We start from the raw sequence: 15,095 nt of genomic DNA, 5'->3' as shown, positions 1-15,095 counted from the left end.
TAATCTGATATTGTTCATTAAAATCTATATGTTATAAATAACACAATTGTATTTCACCGCATCAATTCCTTTGCAACAGCCACCTGTCCAAGGGCAATACAGCCGTCATTTGGCGGAATTTTTACCGGCAGGAGGACATTGAAATCTGCCGCTATCAGACCTTCCCATACATGACGGAGAATGATCCTGTTATGAAAGACTCCGCCGCTCAGAGCGACACTATTGATTCCATACCTCCCGCGGAGCCGCATCGCCGCCTCAATAGTCGTATGCACGACGGATCTATGGAAGGCCAGGGCTATATCCTGCACCGCCTCTCCACTATTAATAAGACCCATAACATAATCTGTCAGATCCATGGTGCTGATGACAATTTTCTCATCATCGCTCATGGGAATGAGAAAGGGCTTTCCCGGCCAGGTCCCCCTGCGCGCCGCCTCCTCGAGAAGTATGGCTGCCTCGGCCTCGGTGCTGATGCTGCGCGATATTCCCAGGATGGCTGACATACCGTCGAAAATTCTTCCCAGACTGCATGTCTCCGGCGAGTTGATTCCCTTCTCCATAATTTCCATGACATTAAGGACATCCATCTCTTCAGTGAACAGCGGCACATCCATGCCGTATCTTTTATGCAGTAGTGATAGCCCGATTTTCCACACGTCGCGGATGGCCGTTTCCCCTCCCGGCAGGGGAAACCCGGAAAAATGTCCGGCCCTGATGAATTCCTTCCGGTCCGCGATGAGAAATTCGCTTCCCCACAGTGTCCCGTCGGTTCCATAGCCGGTCCCGTCATAGGCGATACCGATGACTTTATCATGGATTCCATGGTCCTCCAGTACTGAAGCGATATGAGCATGATGGTGCTGCACCTGGAAATGCTTTTCATGTCCCCTGGCCATTTCATCACGGTACATGGTCGTCATGTATCCCGGGTGCATGTCCGATACGAGCACATCGGGCTCAGCGTCAAAAACACGGATATAATGATCCACGGTCTGACGGAATGCCTCCTGGGTAAGGGGGTCGCCCATGTCTCCCAGGTACTGGCTTAGAATGATAAAATCCCTGCGGGCGATGGCGAAACTGTTTTTCAGATCCCCCCCCAGGGCAAGGATACGAGAATCGGTCCGCGTTGAAAGAAAGGGACGGGGCACATAGCCGCGGGATCTCCTGATAAACAAGGGTGTCTCCTTTTCGACGAAAAGCACGCTGTCGTCGTTCTGGGCCACGATCTGCCTGTTATAGGTTATGATATAATCGGCTATGCGTTTGAAACGCCGGAAAGCCGTTTCATCACTGTACACGATAGGCTCGTCGGACAGGTTTCCGCTGGTCATTATAAGAACCATGTCCGGGGCGAGGGAAAAAAGATGAAACTGGAAGGGAAGATAGGGAAGCATGATGCCTATATGGGCAATGCCCGGTGCCACGAATTTCGAAAAGGCCCCTTCCTTTTTTTCCAGAAGGACAATGGGTCTCTCCCGCGAAACGAGCAGCGACCGTTCTGCCGGACCGACATGGGCGATCCGTTCCACATGCTCCATCCCCGATGCCATGATAGCGAAGGGCTTGAAGGGACGGCGCTTGCGGTTACGGAGTTCTTGTACGGCTCCATCGTTCGTGGCATCAGCCGCCAGGAGATACCCACCCACTCCCTTTATGGCGATGATATTTCCCTCTCTTAAAAGTTTTACCGTCCGTTCAGCAATATCTTCAGTTTTACCTTCAAGAAGTTCCCCATTGGCTCCATGAAGGGAAAGGGCCGGCCCGCAGACAGGACACGCCACGGGCTGTGCGTGAAAACGCCGGTCTGCCGGATCATTATATTCGCGCAGGCATGATTCACAGAGGGGGAACACGCTCATGGATGTATTGACGCGGTCATAAGGGATGTCGTTAATGATACTGAAGCGCGGTCCGCAGTTAATGCAGGTGATGAAGGGATAATGATAGCGCCTGTCCCGGGGATCATTGAATTCCCTGAGGCAGTCATCACAGAGAGCTATATCAGGCGCGTAGAACGCAATCCTTTCCCCGGTATGCACGCTTTTATCAATGATGAAACTTTTATAATCTTTCATGGCTCCGTCCGTGGCGGACACATCCATGATATGTGACAGGGGGGGCGCTTTGGACACGATTTCTTTCGTGAAACGAAGCAGTGCATCCTCTTCACCCTCGGCCTCGATGAAAACACCCTCGGTATCGTTGCGCACATATCCTGCCATACTATTGAGAACAGCGATCTGGTATATGAAGGGACGGAATCCCACTCCCTGCACTATTCCCTTGACCCGTATGTCATTGTGTTTTTTCATATACTCGTTTATAACGCCATATACTCCAAAAATTTAATTCATTCCAGTCGTGCCCCCGTTGTCGGTCAACTGCTTTTTAATTCATAAAATGTTCCAACCTGCAGTTTTATGAAAAACTCAACCATGGAGTTTTTAATGAAACTGCCGATAAAAAATTACAATTATTCTTGACTTAAATAATATCCTCCTCCTTTTAGTTTAACACTGTGAAGAAAACTATTCCCAAGAGGAGGTGAGATAATGGCTTACAAAATTTCAACAGATTGTACCGGATGCGGATCTTGCGCGGCGGAATGTCCTGTAGAGGCCATTTCCGAAGGCGATCCCTATGTAATCGATGCCGATGCCTGTACGGATTGCGGCGCTTGCGCCGATGTATGTCCCGTTGAGGCAATTTCCCCGGCTTAATTGCATAAAATTGTTGTTGGGGTGTAACATGTTACGCCCCAACAACATTATGTCCCTGCTACAGTTACATTTCCACATCAACGATTTCACACAAAAATTATCGTCATTTCCGATTTAATATTATTGCTGCCTCTGTTCCATTGTGATATACTTATATCATATCTTCAGAACTGTTCCGGGACAAACACGCCTTTCCCTTACTGCTCACCGGCAAAAAAGGCTGAATCCGGATATCCTATCAATGGGCAGGTTAACCATGTCAGACGAACAGGAAGAACGGCGAAAAGAGCCAAGACATAAAACCGAATCGGGGACCTGCGCGGTCATTGATGACAGTTATATACACCTGGGTCACATCATCGACATCAGCGAGGGAGGCATGTCCTTCATCTATGCCGGCAGTGAATTTCCCACCCATGACACGCTGGAGCTGAGCATCTATCTCTACAACAAAAACTTCTTCATCGATAAAATTCCGGCGCGGGTCGTATCCAATTTCAAGATTCCCCACGAAAATCTCTTTGACTTTGTTGTGCTCATGCGCTGCTGCCTCCAGTTCGATGACCTATCGGACAACCAGCGCATAGACCTGATCAATCTCATCCAGTCCTATACCCAGGGCTACGCGTGATACACACGGTGAAAAAACTCAGCGCGTAAGATCGAGATAGAATTTTTTTACCCAGGCACTCACCACGGCATGATTGATATAATCACCTTCCCGCACCGAGGTCTGGAATAAAGACAGAAATTTCATAAATATCCAACTAAGACTGTCAAGTCGGCGATAATCAAGAGCACCTTTAAAAACTGCAAAGGCCCGCGGTGTGGTCCCGGCCAGCTGTTTCATGATGGGATTGCAGTAATGCATGAGAGTATGGCTTTTTTCCATAAAACTCATTTCCTGCAGGAGCTTTGTTTTTTCCTGCAGGGCTGTGTCAATATATACGGGAAATCCCGGATCACTGCCGTCCGTATCCACTGTAAGGCGCAGGCAGGTGAGAAACATGGCCAGGGGCATCTGCCTCAATTGATCCTGGTAACGCCGCATGAAGTCCGCCAGATCACCCCTGACCTTCCCCATTATTATGGGACTTCCCAGTATGACGGCACTGTATCCTTTCAGGGAGCCTACCTTCCCGGCCGTCATAGCCTCGGCTGCAACGCCCTGCTCGGCAAGTGTATTAAGAATGGTGCGGGCAACACCTATGGTGGAGCCCGATTTAGTCGAATAGACAATGAGGATTTTTGAGTTCATTTTTTCTCCTGCTGGATTAGCGACACATTTACAAAATTCATCTATAAAAATCAGTCAAGCAGTAAACAGGGCCGGCTGTCTATAATCAGACCGGATTACTTGCATAATACAATAAAAATGCAATAAAACATCACAAAAGCATGAAAAACCTTTGACATTTCATAGAATTCATTTAAGAATTGTACTCAAAATCAGTATTATGTCTTAATATAAGATATAACTATTAATTTTTTTACTATTATTCATGTTGAGGGTTCCATGTCAGACGCAAAAGATAGAAGAAAGTATAACCGCTTCCGGATTGAAGATGGAGCCTATGCGATTATCAGTCATGATGTATCCCGTCTGGGTCATATCATCGACATAAGTGAAAAGGGGATTTCCTTCAGCTATCTCGGCAGCGACACCATTGAGCAGAATGAAATTGATATAGATATATTCATGTACCATCACAATTATTACCTTGATAAGGTTCCTTCCAAGGTTGTTTCCAATTTTCGGATTACCAATGATTCCCTTTTCAACTTTGTCACCCTTATGCGCTGCTGTCTTGAATTCAAAGACATGCCCGAGGAGAAACAGGCTGAAGTGGAATATCTCATAAAAACCTTTTCAACGGGCGACAACTGAATCAGGCCCGGCCTGCGGAATACCATAGCTCTCCTGACTGAACAACCCCGCACACTATTTACACAGCAGGAATAATATTTATGCCCCGGTTAACGCGTCCGATTCTCGATACCATATACAGAAAGTACAACAGGAAAGAACTGGTTTCCCCCGATCCCCTGCAGTTTCTCTACGAGTATCCCCGGAAAGAGGACAGGGAAATCGCTGCCCTTATAGCCTCATCCCTGGCCTACGGCCGTGTAGCGCAGATATTGACATCGGTATCACGCGTCCTCGAAGCGGCGGGTCCTTATCTTCGCGACTTTATCCTCGATAACGGCGATAATCATTTCCGCCGGGAATTCCGGAATTTCAAACATCGCTTTACCACGGGTGAAGAGATGTCGGCCCTGTTCATCGGCCTGAAAAAAATCCTGGAGACTCATGGATCGCTGGAGTCCTGCTTTGTATCATACCTTGAGCAAGGAGCACCATCTCTGCTGCCGGCCATCACTGCATTCACAAAAGAAATCAGGCATGCATCAGCCATGCCGGCAAGCAGTCTCATTTCCGACCCCTCAAAGGGAAGCGCCTGTAAAAGGCTGCACCTTTTCCTGCGCTGGATGGTCCGTGAAGACAGTGTTGATCCCGGCGGGTGGAAAAATATCCAGCCCTCGATGCTCATTATTCCCCTTGATACACATATGCACTATTTTGGAACCTGTTATGGATTCACGTCGAGAAAGGCAGCCGATCTGAAAACCGCCCTGGAGATCACTGAAGGGTTTTCCAGGCTTAACAGCGGTGACCCGGTAAAATACGATTTTTCCCTTACGCGGTTCGGAATCCGAAATGATCTCTGCTGGGATGACCTTGAGTCCATGATAAAGTAACAGAATTTTTTATCGATACGGTAAAATGAATTGCCCTCCCGGGGCTTCATGATATAACTTAATGATATTTTCCAGAACGGAGATCAAATCCTGATAGATTACAATATTGGAGATCCGTATGACAAATAAAGAGCTTCTGTCTCCCTGCGGATTATATTGCGGTGTGTGCGGCATCTATTATGCCGACAAAAAAGATGATGCGGCACTGAAGATCAAATTCGCCGCAGCCTACGGGGACACCCCGGACAAAATAGCCTGCAACGGCTGCCTTTCTTCCTCCCCATACTGGTTCTGCAAATCCTGTCCAATCAAGAGCTGCACATCGGGAAAGGGTATTGAAGGATGTCACCAGTGCGGTGAATTTCCCTGCTCCACAATTGAATCCTTCCCCATCCCGGAGGCAAGGAAAAACATGCTGCGCGCCATTCCAAGATGGCGCGAGCTGGGTACGGAAAAATGGATCATGGAAGAGGAAAACCTCTTCACCTGCAAAAAATGCGGCTCACTGAATTTCCGTGGCGGCCGCAAATGCAGGCAATGTGGAGAGATGATGATCTGATATCAGGGACCGTCAAATGAGACCTGCCCATTCTTTTTAATTTTTTACTATGGTCTCAAAAAGGGCTTCGACCCTGTTTCTGATCTGAGCCGCATCGGAGCCGCTGTAATCTGTTTCTATTTTCAGGAAAGGAAGATGGTGTTTTTCCCTGACATGCGTTCCTACCTTATAGGATTCAACATTATATGAATGACAGGCGTGAAGCACAACGTCGATAACCACATCAATGCTGAACTCATCTATCATTCGGGACAGCTCATCAAGCCTGCGGCCATTGGGAGTCATGCATGAACAGGGCAGCGAGAGATATTTTTTCGACAGCGCCATGAGAGGATCAGCGGCATTCTCCTCCGTATCGGTGACATAGGGCTTCATGCCCGTACATGAATCAATGGCAACAACGGCCCCGCCGGCCTCTTCAATGATTTTAAACACTTTCGTTGCATCGCCGCCCAGGGGGCTCCCTGTAACCAGGACGCGGGGCGCTCCGGAGCGTTCACTGTAGGCCCCGTCTTTTACACGCTGTTCCAGTTTCTGCAATACTTCTTCCAGTACCGGTTTCATATCCTTTCCCGTAGCAACCATGGCCAGAAAAGTCAGGTCATAGACTTCGCCCCAGGTCATTACCGATGGTTTGCGTGCGGCATATGTAAAGATTTTCCGCATCATGCGGTTTTTTTCATTGGTGTCAATAATGGCTTTGTGAATATCCTCATCATTGGCCTTCCTGTTCAGGTTGATTTCGAGAAAATCTTTTACCTTGCCGATCATGGCGCCCCACCCTTCCTGCGCTTCACGCGTATCAGGGACCTGGGGAAGGTCCATAACATGGGTCGGCTTGATATCGGCGATGAGTTCGAACATCTTCTTTTTACCATCGCAGGTAGTTTCACCGATAACAACGTCCGATATCGAATAGAAAGGACACTTGTCGGTCTTGATGAAACCGTAACTCGATTTGATGAGAGGACACAGGTTCCCGGGCAATACCGATTCTCCCGCCTCGATAGTTGCCTGGGCAAAGGCGCAAAGGACAGCCGGATATGCACCCATGGCATGAATCACCTCTATGGGCGCATAGCCGCAATAGAGGCCCGCTACAGGACTACCCTGTTCACGTTTGCTCAAAATATACTGCAGGGATCTTTTTGCCGGCGCTCCCTGAAATTCATCATTAAAAAGCGGTTCTACATTCTGATCTTTCATTGGCTTCCTCTGTTATTATAATTTCAAAAACATGACGTACTCTGCGTTGTCTCTGAACAACAAATTGTGAAGCCGTTTATGTCAATTATTTTTTAAATACTTATTATTCTATTATTTGATTTACAAAGTCTTGACTACAGCACTGAATTTATTAAACAATCAAAAGCAATGGAATAGCCGGCTGTTGCCATTGACAGAATGAAAATATGTTGCCAATTATCATGCGTGCTTTACATTCGGGAAAAAACTGAGGCGGTTATTTCATGGACAGGTTCCGATGGTACATTTCAATGGTAGCGGGATTGTTGGTTATTTCTTCTGTGACCTATTTCGCCCAGATAACCCTTTTTCATAAATCGGAAGACACTTTCTTCTATATGATGCAGGATTTCGCCTTTGTTCCCGTCCAGGTTGTCTTTGTAACCCTTGTGCTGGACCGTCTCCTCAAAAAGCAGGAAAAACAATCCCTCCTGAAGAAATTGAACATGCTCATCGGAATATTCTTCTACGAAATGGGCACGGATATCATAACGACTCTGAAAAAATGTACTGCCAACTTCAATGATGTAAGCAGCCATCTGCAAATTACTCCCTCCTGGACCGAAAAAGAATTTGAAACACGGTTGAAATTTTTCTCTTCATTTAATTATTCAACTTCCCTGACCCCCGATTTCCTCAGGGAAATGAAGGCAATCCTGATACGGGAAAAGGAGTCCATCCGGGACATGCTGAAAAATCCCAATCTCCTGGAGCATGAATCCTTCACGGACCTTCTCTGGGCCCTATTCCATCTTTTTGACGAACTGCGTCACCGCTCAGATATGGACAATCTGCCCGAGCCCGACATTAAACATCTCGAGGGAGATCTTCGGCGGGTATATTCCCTCCTTGTCGTTGAATGGCTCCGCTACATGAAACATCTCAAGATGGAATATCCCTATCTTTATTCCATTGCCGTACGGACAAATCCCTTCAATCCCGATGCCCATATCACCGTCACATGAAGGAAAGACCATATTTCAGTTTTTTTTAGTGACAAGTGAAACCCTTTATATAGATTTTACACGTAACATGAAACAGTATAATTTAGAGATAAATACATAAAAAAGTAAAACTGAAATTCAAAACCATAACGGAGAAAAAAAAATGAAACCTGTACAGATAACCAAAGATGTATACTGGGTCGGTGGAATCGACTGGGACCTGAGAAACTTCCATGGATATCTCACCCAGCGGGGATCTACCTACAATGCCTATCTCATCGTCGATGAAAAAATAACTCTCATCGATACCGTAAAATACTACCTGGTGGACGAAATGCTGGAGCGCATATCGGCCGTTGTTGACCCGGCAAAGATTGATTACATAGTATCTAATCATGTTGAAATGGACCATTCCGGCGGCCTTCCCCGCCTCATGGAGATGCTTCCCGGAGCCACCATCATTACATCACCCAAGGGAGAAGAAGGACTGAAGAAGCATTATAAGAAGGATTGGAAATTCAAAGTTGTACAGTCTGGCGAAACCGTCAACATCGGGAAACGGGACCTGACGTATGTTATGACACCCATGGTGCACTGGCCCGACAACATGGTCTGCTACAGTGCGAAGGATAAAATTCTCTTTTCCAATGACGCCTTCGGCCAGCATGTAGCCACTTCTGAACGCTTTGATGACGAATACCATATTGACATCATCAACGAGGAAGCCATGAAGTATTACGCCAACATCGTACTTCCCTACTCGGTACAGGTACAAAAGGCGCTGGCTGATCTGGAGGGTCTCGATATCGATGTCATTGCCCCGAGTCACGGCATACTGTGGAGAAAGAACATCGCCGGCATTATCGAGAATTACCGGAAATGGTCTTCCAACGAAACGGATAACAAGGCCCTCATTATCTATGATACAATGTGGAAATCCACGGAAAAAATGGCCTTCGCAATTCAGAATGCCTTTGAGAATAAAAATATTTTCGCCCGCATGTTCAACCTGCAGCACAACCATATTTCCGACATCATGACCGAGGTGCTCACGGCAAGATACATCTGCGTCGGTTCCCCCACGCTGAACAAAAATATGCTCCCCACGGTGGCCGCCTTTCTTACGTACTTCAAGGGCCTGGCTCCCAAGGGAAGAAAGGGCCTGGCCTTCGGATCATACGGCTGGGCTCCCTTCGGTGTCAAACAGGTCGACGAAGCTTTGCAGTCATGTAAATTCGACATGATGGATGCAATCCAATTGCAGTATGTCCCGAATCCTTCCGATCTGAAGGAGATTACAGCAAAAGTCCAAAGTCAGATATCCTGAAGGAGAAACGGGATGAAATATGTTATAATAGGAAACGGCACTGCCGGTGTAGACGCGGCACTGACCATCAGGAAAAATGATCCCCTTGGGGAGATTTCCATAATTACCGAAGCGGAAAACCTGCACTACTACCGGCCGCGCCTCGTGGAATACCTGGCCAACGAGGTACCCCTGGAAAAATTCACCCTGTACAAGCCGGAATTTTATGCTGAAAAAAATATTTCCAATATCCTGAACACCAGGATTACGGCCATTGATCCAGCGGAAAAAACAGTGACTGACGAGAAAGGCGTCGTGTACCACTATGACAGGCTTCTGCTGGCCACGGGAGGCAATCCCTTTGTTCCCCCAGTCCAGGGCATTGACCACGAAGGGGTCTTTACCCTGCGCAATGTTGCCGATACGGACAGAATCCGTGACTTCAGCACTGAAATAGAATCCATTGCCGTCATTGGCGGCGGACTCCTGGGTCTCGAAACGGCCAATAGTCTGCAGAAACTGGGGAAAAAGGTGACGATTATAGAATTTGCCCCCTGGTTGCTCCCCCGCCAACTGGACCGCACCGGGGGGGAACTTCTGCAAAAGATGCTGGAAGACAAGGGCCTGCAATTCATCCTGAATGACAGCGTCGCGTCAATCGACTCAATCGGCGGCAGGTTTGTCGAGCAGATATCCCTGAAATCGGGAAAAACCCTCAAGGCTGACGCTGTTGTGCTTTCCGTGGGCATCCGCTGCAACTGTGAGCTGGCACGCACGACGGGCCTTTCGGTCAATAACGGCATCGTGGTAAACGATCACATGGAGACATCACAGAAAGATATATACGCAGCCGGTGACGCGGCTGAACACAACAATGTTGTCTACGGACTATGGAATGTTTCCAAGGAGCAGGGAATCGCCGCGGGTCTTAATATGAGCGGCGTTCAGGCGGAATACAAGGGCTCGGCCATTTCCACTATTTTGAAGATCACGGGGATAGATCTCTTTTCTGCCGGTGTTATAAGCGATGAGGGAAACACGGTAAATACCTCGGTAGATACATCCTCATACAAAAAACTGCTAATGAAAGAAGATTCTCCCGTGGGTGCCATTGTACTGGGAGACCGGGAAAGTATAAAAATAGCACAAAAGGTCATGAACAGAAATGCCTCAGTAGAGGAATTTCTTAAACATTTAAAAAACTGACGAAATAAACATCCGGAGTCGCAAAGATATATTTTGCTTTTATAATTGCCAGACCCTGATTTTATGGTTGAATTTTGTAAAATCCTTCGTATATTAGACTATTGATACAAATATGGAATCATTACAATTAAAATCATTTCTAGAGGATAAGGGCATCAAGCCTTCTCTTCACCGGCTGAAGATACTGGAATATCTGGTAACTCACAAAACTCATCCCACCGTGGACATTATATACCAGGATATCCACGGTGAAATACCCACACTATCAAAAACCACCATTTACAATACGCTGAAAACATTTCTTGAAAAAAATGTCATCCAGGCAATTACCATAGAAGATAATGAAGTGCGCTACGATGCCTTTATGGAAAATCATGCCCATTTTAAATGCATGCAGTGCGGTGAACTCTATGATATTTTCCTCGACAGCAAATCAATGGACCTGAAATCCATAGAAGGACATACCATCCTGCAGAGCCATCTCTATTTCAGGGGCATATGCAGGAAATGCAAATCGTGAACGCTTCTTTCATGTAGATTTTTATACTACAGCCAATTTAGACATTATATCCACAGTTATCTGCCAATAAATTATTGATTTTTCCCCATAATTGTCATTATATAAAAATAAGAGCTTTAAAATATTATAGTAACAGTTTTATATTAAATGTATACTATGATTTAAGGAGCAACATAGTCTTTATTAAAGCCATCTCCAATCAGTTAAGTTTATATATTAAAACTTTTCTCTTAATAGTAAATTTTTCTTGACTTAATATTACATTTATAATGATTATATTTTTGTAATTATTACAGCATGCATTTATACGTCATGCATTCAAATGCATATTTCTTATGGGCACCTCTGAAAATTAAGTTTTTCATTAACAACAATAATGAAGAAACCTAATTTTTCCGATGTTTGTGCCCACAAGGGAACATCAAATAATAATTTATAGAGGTTCCCTTATATAAAGAATCTGGAGGAACTATTGTATGAAATACGAGTGTTCAGTCTGCGGGTACATTTATGATCCGGAAACGGGAGATCCCGACAACGGGATTAAACCGGGCACTGCCTTTAAGGACATCCCCGATGACTGGGTTTGCCCGGTCTGCGGTGTTGGCAAGGACTCATTTGAACCGGCTGATTAATCGGGAAGCATGGGGATACTATCCTGTTGGGAGTATCCCCATGCTTTATTGGTTAAAAAATAACTGAGGAGAGACCCCATGGATGCTGTGTTATTATCAAGAATACAATTTGGTTTCGTCGCAGGATTCCATTTTTTATTTCCACCCCTTACGTTCGGTCTGACATTTATTATTTTTCTCCTGGAATCATTTCACCTTAAAAACGGAAACAATCAGTATGAGAAAATATCATCCTTTCTCGTTAAGATACTGGCCCTTGTATTCACCATGGGGGTCGCAACGGGAATAGTCCTGGAATTTTCCTTCGGCACGAACTGGTCAGAGTATTCCCGAATGGTGGGAGATATTTTCGGCGCCCCACTGGCTGCCGAGGGAGTTTTCTCCTTTTTCCTTGAATCGGTCTTTCTCGCCGTACTGGTCTTCGGTAAAAAGAAGGTAACACAGAAGGTATATTGGCTCTCGGCTTTCCTGGTATTTTTCGCGGCACACCTTTCGGGATTCTGGATAATCATCGCCAATTCATGGATGCAGACTCCGGCGGGATTCAAATTTGAAGGCGGGAGGGCCGTATTGACCAGCTTCTTCGATGCCGCGTTTAACCCGTCAACAATAATAAGATATGTACACGTGGTCGCCGCAGCATGGCTCACGGGCTCTCTTTTCGTCGCCGGCATCAGCGCCTGGTATCTTGTGAAGGATAAATACAGGGAACATTTCCAGCCTCTGCTTAAGTTATCACTTATAATTTTTATTGCCATGGCCCTGCTCCAGTTCGCCACGGGCCACATGCATGCTGTTCAGGTAGCCAGGACACAGCCGGAAAAGATGGCATCCTTTGAGGCCCTCTGGAAAACACAGAAAGGTGCCCCCATGTCGCTCATCGGCATCCCCGATGAAGATGTCGGCAAGACATACCTCGAAATAAAAATTCCAAAACTGCTGAGCCTGCTCATTCACTTTAATTCCGATGCCGAAGTAAAGGGCCTCAATGAATTCAGGGAGGATGAGCGGCCCCCGGTTTTCATCACCTACATGACATATCATTTCATGATCGGCCTCGGTTCCCTCTTTGCCGCCATTGCCATGATCGGCGCATTACTTATGGCCACGGGACGTCTCTATTCCATGAAGTGGTTCCTCTGGACACTGGTAATCACTTCACCGCTGCCCCTCCTGGCCAATGAATTCGGCTGGATGGCCGCGGAAATCGGCCGGCAGCCCTGGGCCGTATACAAAATACTGCGGACAGCTGATGCTGCGTCGGTGGTAGTGCCGGCCTGGCAGATACTTTTTTCTCTGGCACTTTTCGGGATAATATATCTTCTGCTCTTTCTGGTATTCCTCAAGATATTCTTCGACCTGATAAAGAAAGGCCCGGAAGATATAACTCAGAGAACGTATTGATAGAAGGAGTGGAAATATGCAAACACTGGAAATATTACAGAATATATGGTTCATACTCATTGGTGTTCTTTTTATAGGGTACGCCATTCTGGACGGATTTGATCTGGGCATAGGCAGCCTTTTCTCCCTGCTGGCAAAAAATGACGAAGAGAAAAAAACGCTCTTCAATGCGATATGGCCGTTCTGGGACGGAAACGAAGTCTGGCTACTCACGGCCGGCGGCGCACTTTTTGCCGCATTCCCCCATGCCTATGCAACGGTTTTCAGCGGTTTTTACCTTGCACTCATGCTGGTTCTCTTCGCCCTTATTTTCAGGGCCGTATCCATCGAGTTCTGGTATTACGACAGGGAAAGAAGCAAGATATGGGAATATGCCTTTATGGCCGGCAGTTTTCTCCCGTCACTCCTTTTCGGCGTTGCCCTTGGTAACGTGATCGTCGGCATTCCCCTTGACGGCAACATGGATTTTACCGGTTCCTTCTTCACCCTGCTCAGGCCCTATCCACTGGTACTGGGACTTCTCGGCCTGACAGCAATTCTCATGCAGGGAAGCACCTTCGCAGCCATGAAAACCACCGGAACCATTCAGGACAGGGCGCGGGTCATTACCGGCAAAATATGGATCATATTCATAGTCCTGCTCGCCGCAGCACTTGTTCTTTCTATGATGCTAATACCAGGGAGCGCTGCCAGAATCCCGGCATGGATTGCCTTCGCAGCAGTTGTGGCCTGTGCCTGGATGACAGGTAATTTCGCGAAAAAGGGAATGGACGGCAAATCATTCATCACATCATCCCTGGGTTTTGCCGGACTCTGGGTCATTGCCGGTTCAGTTCACTATCCGCATCTCGTAAGAGCCAGCAATGATGTCAATGCCGGTATTACCATTTTCAACGGATCATCGACGGAACTCACACTGAAGGTCATGCTCATAATCGCACTTATCGGCATGCCCCTGGTGATCGGATATACAGTTTATGTGTACAGGATTTTCAAGGGAAAAGTAACCCAGTAACCCGATGATATTTTTCAACTCATCGGCACTATACTAAATTTTTTAAAGGAGTCGTACCATGACTAAAAAACTTGAGGTTTACAAATGTTCAGTATGCGGAAACATAGTGGAAGTTCTTACAGCCGGCGGCGGCGAGCTCGTCTGCTGCGGACAACCCATGAAGCTGCTCAAAGAAAACACCACCGATGCCGCTACGGAAAAACACGTACCCGTCGTTGAAAAAGTGAGCGGCGGTATAAAGGTTAAGGTCGGATCTGTCACTCACCCCTCGGAGGAGAAACACTATATAGAGTGGATACAGGTTATCCTTAAGGACGGCAAGGCACTGCGACAGTTTCTTAAACCGGGACAGGCACCTGAAGCAGTTTTCACCGGCGTTGATGCCGATGTGGAAGCGCGGGAATACTGCAACCTTCACGGCCTGTGGAAAGCGTAAACAAAATCGAAATTAACTGCCTGCCTTAACATGGGGACAGGCTTCCTTCGGCCCGGTAGAAACCCATTACCATGCCGCAGGAATATCATAGCATCGCATATTCTATATTCTGGAGTGATCTGATTGTGGACAAAACCGCGCAAAAAGTACTGAATGCCATGAAAAAAGCCGGGGAGCCCATGAGGCCCGGCGAAATCGCAATCGCCGCAAAGATTGAAAAGTCTGAAGTGGATAAAATTATTAAAACGCTCAAGGGTGAAGGTAAAATTCATTCACCGAAACGCTGCTATTATGCACCCGTAATAGATTGAACATCTCTATTTCAAAGCCGGGGATATT

General features: G+C 46.7%; 17 protein-coding genes. 14 read left to right on the top strand and 3 right to left on the bottom strand.

Features of this window, described 5'->3' with window-relative positions:
- Positions 1-53 precede the first annotated feature (53 nt).
- Complete coding sequence (gene hypF / locus CVV44_03600) at positions 54-2,318, bottom strand: carbamoyltransferase HypF (GenBank protein PKL40701.1); 2,265 nt, start codon at positions 2,316-2,318, stop codon at positions 54-56.
- Positions 2,319-2,558: 240 nt separating this feature from the next.
- On the opposite strand from hypF, the gene CVV44_03595 reads away from it, so the two are divergent.
- Together CVV44_03595 and CVV44_03590 are read left to right on the top strand one after the other, a co-directional pair.
- Positions 2,559-2,726, top strand: coding sequence for a 4Fe-4S ferredoxin (locus CVV44_03595; GenBank protein PKL40700.1), 168 nt, complete (start codon positions 2,559-2,561; stop codon positions 2,724-2,726).
- A gap of 241 nt (positions 2,727-2,967) precedes the next feature.
- Entirely contained in the window at positions 2,968-3,357 is a 390-nt protein-coding gene (locus CVV44_03590; protein PKL40699.1) for a hypothetical protein, read from the top strand.
- 18 nt (positions 3,358-3,375) lie between these two features.
- On the opposite strand, the gene CVV44_03585 is transcribed toward CVV44_03590, so the two are convergent.
- A complete protein-coding gene (locus tag CVV44_03585) occupies positions 3,376-3,984 on the bottom strand; it encodes a hypothetical protein (GenBank protein PKL40698.1) in 609 nt (202 codons plus the stop codon).
- A 258-nt stretch (positions 3,985-4,242) separates the two neighbouring features.
- Here CVV44_03585 and CVV44_03580 point away from each other — a divergent pair, with 258 nt between their 5' ends.
- The 3 genes from CVV44_03580 (at position 4,243) to CVV44_03570 (ending at position 6,045) form a co-directional block, all read left to right on the top strand.
- Positions 4,243-4,614, top strand: a complete 372-nt coding sequence (locus tag CVV44_03580) for a hypothetical protein (GenBank protein PKL40697.1) — start codon at positions 4,243-4,245, stop codon at positions 4,612-4,614.
- Positions 4,615-4,694: 80 nt separating this feature from the next.
- Positions 4,695-5,486 carry a TIGR02757 family protein gene (locus CVV44_03575; GenBank protein ID PKL40696.1) on the top strand — a complete coding sequence of 264 codons (792 nt, stop codon included), beginning with the start codon at positions 4,695-4,697 and terminating at the stop codon, positions 5,484-5,486.
- A gap of 106 nt (positions 5,487-5,592) precedes the next feature.
- Positions 5,593-6,045, top strand: coding sequence for a hypothetical protein (locus CVV44_03570; GenBank protein ID PKL40695.1), 453 nt, complete (start codon positions 5,593-5,595; stop codon positions 6,043-6,045).
- Positions 6,046-6,081: 36 nt separating this feature from the next.
- Here CVV44_03570 and CVV44_03565 read toward each other — a convergent pair whose 3' ends face one another.
- Positions 6,082-7,251, bottom strand: coding sequence for a 2-hydroxyacyl-CoA dehydratase (locus tag CVV44_03565; GenBank protein PKL40694.1), 1,170 nt, complete (start codon positions 7,249-7,251; stop codon positions 6,082-6,084).
- 263 nt (positions 7,252-7,514) lie between these two features.
- Here CVV44_03565 and CVV44_03560 point away from each other — a divergent pair, with 263 nt between their 5' ends.
- The 9 genes from CVV44_03560 (at position 7,515) to CVV44_03520 (ending at position 15,067) form a co-directional block, all read left to right on the top strand.
- A complete protein-coding gene (locus CVV44_03560) occupies positions 7,515-8,255 on the top strand; it encodes a hypothetical protein (GenBank protein ID PKL40693.1) in 741 nt (246 codons plus the stop codon).
- A 142-nt stretch (positions 8,256-8,397) separates the two neighbouring features.
- Positions 8,398-9,561 (top strand): MBL fold metallo-hydrolase, encoded by a 1,164-nt coding sequence (locus tag CVV44_03555; protein ID PKL40692.1) that lies wholly within the window; start codon positions 8,398-8,400, stop codon positions 9,559-9,561.
- A 12-nt stretch (positions 9,562-9,573) separates the two neighbouring features.
- A complete protein-coding gene (locus CVV44_03550) occupies positions 9,574-10,746 on the top strand; it encodes an NAD(P)/FAD-dependent oxidoreductase (GenBank protein ID PKL40691.1) in 1,173 nt (390 codons plus the stop codon).
- A 112-nt stretch (positions 10,747-10,858) separates the two neighbouring features.
- Positions 10,859-11,266 carry a transcriptional repressor gene (locus tag CVV44_03545; protein ID PKL40690.1) on the top strand — a complete coding sequence of 136 codons (408 nt, stop codon included), beginning with the start codon at positions 10,859-10,861 and terminating at the stop codon, positions 11,264-11,266.
- A gap of 476 nt (positions 11,267-11,742) precedes the next feature.
- Positions 11,743-11,901, top strand: coding sequence for a rubredoxin (locus tag CVV44_03540; GenBank protein ID PKL40689.1), 159 nt, complete (start codon positions 11,743-11,745; stop codon positions 11,899-11,901).
- A 78-nt stretch (positions 11,902-11,979) separates the two neighbouring features.
- Positions 11,980-13,305 carry a cytochrome ubiquinol oxidase subunit I gene (locus CVV44_03535; GenBank protein ID PKL40688.1) on the top strand — a complete coding sequence of 442 codons (1,326 nt, stop codon included), beginning with the start codon at positions 11,980-11,982 and terminating at the stop codon, positions 13,303-13,305.
- Positions 13,306-13,321: 16 nt separating this feature from the next.
- The gene (cydB, locus tag CVV44_03530; GenBank protein ID PKL40687.1) at positions 13,322-14,320 is read left to right on the top strand and encodes a cytochrome d ubiquinol oxidase subunit II; all 999 of its coding nucleotides are present in this window, start codon (positions 13,322-13,324) and stop codon (positions 14,318-14,320) included.
- Between the two features lie 58 nt (positions 14,321-14,378).
- Positions 14,379-14,756 (top strand): desulfoferrodoxin, encoded by a 378-nt coding sequence (locus CVV44_03525; GenBank protein ID PKL40686.1) that lies wholly within the window; start codon positions 14,379-14,381, stop codon positions 14,754-14,756.
- Between the two features lie 158 nt (positions 14,757-14,914).
- Entirely contained in the window at positions 14,915-15,067 is a 153-nt protein-coding gene (locus CVV44_03520) for a transcriptional regulator (protein PKL40913.1), read from the top strand.
- Positions 15,068-15,095: the final 28 nt, after the last annotated feature.

Source organism: Spirochaetae bacterium HGW-Spirochaetae-1 (assembly GCA_002839375.1).
GTDB lineage: Bacteria > Spirochaetota > UBA4802 > UBA4802 > UBA5550 > PGXY01.
This window is presented reverse-complemented; position numbering and strand designations above follow the sequence as displayed.

Bases quoted from the DNA above. Each gene is read 5' to 3' on its own strand.
- hypF (PKL40701.1), bottom strand. From the start codon at position 2,318: ATGAAAAAACACAATGACATACGGGTCAAGGGAATAGTGCAGGGAGTG.
- CVV44_03595 (PKL40700.1), top strand. From the start codon at position 2,559: ATGGCTTACAAAATTTCAACAGATTGTACCGGATGCGGATCTTGCGCG.
- CVV44_03590 (PKL40699.1), top strand. From the start codon at position 2,968: ATGGGCAGGTTAACCATGTCAGACGAACAGGAAGAACGGCGAAAAGAG.
- CVV44_03585 (PKL40698.1), bottom strand. From the start codon at position 3,984: ATGAACTCAAAAATCCTCATTGTCTATTCGACTAAATCGGGCTCCACC.
- CVV44_03580 (PKL40697.1), top strand. From the start codon at position 4,243: ATGTCAGACGCAAAAGATAGAAGAAAGTATAACCGCTTCCGGATTGAA.
- CVV44_03575 (PKL40696.1), top strand. From the start codon at position 4,695: ATGCCCCGGTTAACGCGTCCGATTCTCGATACCATATACAGAAAGTAC.
- CVV44_03565 (PKL40694.1), bottom strand. From the start codon at position 7,251: ATGAAAGATCAGAATGTAGAACCGCTTTTTAATGATGAATTTCAGGGA.
- CVV44_03560 (PKL40693.1), top strand. From the start codon at position 7,515: ATGGACAGGTTCCGATGGTACATTTCAATGGTAGCGGGATTGTTGGTT.
- CVV44_03555 (PKL40692.1), top strand. From the start codon at position 8,398: ATGAAACCTGTACAGATAACCAAAGATGTATACTGGGTCGGTGGAATC.
- CVV44_03550 (PKL40691.1), top strand. From the start codon at position 9,574: ATGAAATATGTTATAATAGGAAACGGCACTGCCGGTGTAGACGCGGCA.
- CVV44_03545 (PKL40690.1), top strand. From the start codon at position 10,859: ATGGAATCATTACAATTAAAATCATTTCTAGAGGATAAGGGCATCAAG.
- CVV44_03540 (PKL40689.1), top strand. From the start codon at position 11,743: ATGAAATACGAGTGTTCAGTCTGCGGGTACATTTATGATCCGGAAACG.
- CVV44_03535 (PKL40688.1), top strand. From the start codon at position 11,980: ATGGATGCTGTGTTATTATCAAGAATACAATTTGGTTTCGTCGCAGGA.
- cydB (PKL40687.1), top strand. From the start codon at position 13,322: ATGCAAACACTGGAAATATTACAGAATATATGGTTCATACTCATTGGT.
- CVV44_03525 (PKL40686.1), top strand. From the start codon at position 14,379: ATGACTAAAAAACTTGAGGTTTACAAATGTTCAGTATGCGGAAACATA.
- CVV44_03520 (PKL40913.1), top strand. From the start codon at position 14,915: ATGAAAAAAGCCGGGGAGCCCATGAGGCCCGGCGAAATCGCAATCGCC.